This is a genomic window from Allobosea sp. FG18, from assembly GCF_057809495.1.
In genome coordinates, this window is the sequence record NZ_JBMDKB010000066.1 from 1 (window position 1) to 3,229 (window position 3,229).

The window sequence follows — 3,229 nt, forward strand, 5'->3', positions numbered from 1 at the left end:
GGGGTCAGAACAAGAGCTGTTCAAAATCGTACGTTAAGGTCGAACGGAGCGTGAACAGAGTTTGCATGTGTCTCTCGATTTGCGGGTCGTAATTCATGATCCCAGTGGAAAACCATAGCAGCACGACGGCTGCTGTTTCCACATCCAGCCTGCTCGGCAACACTCGGCCGCACTTGTTGTGCGAGGAGTTGAGCGGTGGCCAGGCGCAAGATTCTCAAAGCTCAGGATCGATGGGATCTGTTCGCCATTCCGGCTGATGAAGACAGCCTGATCCGACACTATTCCTTGTCGGCGGCTGATCGCCTCGAGATTGAGCTGCGCAGGCGCGAGCACAATAAGCTTGGCTTCGCTGTTCAGCTTTGCGTGATGCGACATCGGGGCCGGGTGCTGGCGGCAGGCGAAACTCCGCCCCGAGCGATGCTAAAATATGTCGCCGACCAGATCGGCGCCGTTCCCACTGTGTTCACAACCTATGCCCGCCGGGAAGAGACGCGCCGCGATCACATTGCGCGCCTGATGATCTATCTCGGCGTCAGAAGCGCGACAGCTCGGGATCGTCGCGCCGCGCTGTTGTCGGCAATAGAGGCGGCCGCCATGTCCGACAGCGGCGCTTCGATCGTGAATGCGATTGTCGCCATGCTGCGAGAACGCGGAGCCCTCTTGCCCGCGGCGGAGATCATCGAGCGAATGGGGCTGGCAGCCCGCGCCATAGCGCGGCGCCGGGTGGAGGGGGCGCTGATCGAAGGGCTGCCACCTGAGAAGCTGCAGGCGCTCGACAAGCTGCTCGAGGTTGATGCGGCGATCGGTCAGACCCGCTTCCATTGGTTGCGCTCTGTGCCAGAAGCGCCCGCGGCTTCAAATCTGGTTGGGCTAACCGAACGGATTGCGTTCCTGCGCACGCTCGGGATCGATTCCGGTTTGCGGGTGCGCGTTGCTTCCGGGCGGTGGGACCAGATCGTTCGCGAGGGCAATGCCACGCCCGCGTGGCTGGCCGGCGACTTCAATGCGAGCCGTCGTCACGCCCTGATCGTCGCGCAGGTGATCAGGCTCGGCGAGAAGCTGACCGATGATGCCGTGACGATGTTCATCAAGCTTATCGGGCGGCTGTTCTCCCAAGCCAACAGCCGCAAGAAGCGGCGGCACATGGATAATAGGCCAGACACCTCCAAGGCGCTGCGCATGTTCCTCGATACGATATCTGCGCTACAGTCGGCCAACGACTTTGGGCAGGACGCACTCGAGGTGCTCGACCAGAAGGTCGGTTGGCACCGGCTGCTTCGGATGAAGCCGGAGCTTGCAGCCATGGTCAAGGACAGCGAGGCATCTCCCTTGGTTCTGGCGGCCGAGCAGTATAGTGGCGTCCTCAAATACGCGACGGCGTTCCTGACAACGTTTACGTTCCGTTCAGCGCGCCGTCACGATTCCCTGCTCACAGCCGTTGCGATGCTCCGAAGGCTTCATTGGGAGGGACGGCGTGCACTGCCCGAGCGTGTTCCGACCAGCCATCTCAGCCCCACCGACCGGAAGCTGATCTTTGTGCAGCATAAGCCCGATCGCCGGCTCTATGAGGTAGCCACGTTCGCTGCATTGCGCGAGCGGCTTCGCTCGGCGGATATCTGGGTAGAAGGCAGCCGCTCTTTCCGTCCGATCGATGAGCATCTCATGCCTCGATCTACGTTCACCACGATGAAGGAAGATGATCGGCTTGGCCTTGGTGTGGGAAGTGACGGCGCCGCCTGGCTGAACGAAATAAAGCAGATGCTGGACCTTAATCTGAAGCGCCTGGCCTGTCGCGCTCGCGCAGGCAAACTCGAGGGTGTTCGTCTCGAAACCGGAACGCTTATCGTCACACCGACCACCGGCGACGTTCCTGAGGCAGCCGAAGAACTGAACGCAGAGATCAGCGAGATGTATCCGCTGGTCGAAGTTCCCGATCTCCTGAGGGACGTACATGACTGGACGGGCTTTGCCGATCACTTCACACATGTGCGCACGGGCGACGAGCCACGGAACGTCTCTGCCATGCTGGCCGGCGTTCTTGCGGATGCGACCAATCTCGGTCCGAAGCGGATGGCCGGCGCATCCAAGGGCATCAGCGCCCATCAGATCGGCTGGATGCGCACCTTCCATGCTCGATCAGAAACCTATCGCGCTGCTCAGGCCTGCATCACCGACGCACATACTGGTCACCCGCATTCCCGCCTCTGGGGCAACGGAACAACTGCGTCGTCCGACGGACAGTTCTTCCGTGCGAGCGACCGAGCGGCAAAACGCGGTGACGTCAATCTGCACTACGGCAGCGAACCGGGATCGAAGTTCTACAGCCACCTGTCGGACCAATACGGCTATTTCAGTATCTTGCCCATCAGCCCGACTGAAAGCGAAGCGGCCTATGTGCTCGATGGCCTGTTTGACCAGGATACGGTCCTGGATATCCAAGAGCATTTTACTGACACTGGCGGCGCGAGCGATCATGTCTTCGGATTGTTTGCCCTGATCGGCAAACGTTTCGCACCTCGATTGCGCAACCTGAAGGATCGAAAGTTCCACACATTCGAAAAAGGCGATGCCTACCCGGCGCTGACGAACCACATCGGCGCGCCGATCAACACCGCGTTGATCCTTGACCATTGGGATGACCTGCTGCATCTGGCGGCATCGATCGCGACGCGCGCCGTCGTCCCCTCAACCATTCTCAAGAAGCTCGCAGCGTCTCCGAGGGAAAGCCAGTTGGCCAAGGCGCTGCGGGAACTCGGACGGATCGAGCGATCACTGTTCATGATCGAATGGTACTCGAGCCCAGCCTTGCGCCGGCGATGCCAAGCAGGCCTTAACAAGGGCGAGGCAGCGCACAAGCTCAAACGCGCGGTGTTCTTTCACGAGCGCGGAGAAATCCGTGACCGGTCATTCGAGAGCCAGGCATTCCGCGCGTCTGGCCTCAATCTCGTCGTCAGCGCTATCGTCCATTGGAACACGGTCTATCTTGACCGCGCTGCCACGCACCTGCGCATGGCGGGTCGGACTATCCCGAATGACCTGCTCAAACACGTCTCGCCGCTTAGTTGGGAACATATCAACCTCACAGGCATCTACACGTGGGATTCTGAACACCAGATGCCTGAAGGCTTCAGATCGCTTCGTTTGCCAGCACCAATCCGGCTGGCGGCATGATGTTCATGCTCCGTTCGACCTTAGCGTACGATTTTGCACAACTCATGTTCTGACCCCT

1 protein-coding gene is annotated in these 3,229 nt (G+C 60.0%); it reads left to right on the plus strand.

Features of this window, described 5'->3' with window-relative positions; translation table 11 throughout:
* Positions 1-195 precede the first annotated feature (195 nt).
* Positions 196-3,171, plus strand: coding sequence for a Tn3 family transposase (locus tag ACODTJ_RS28955; protein WP_488851666.1), 2,976 nt, complete (start codon positions 196-198; stop codon positions 3,169-3,171).
* The last annotated feature ends 58 nt before the right edge of the window (positions 3,172-3,229 follow it).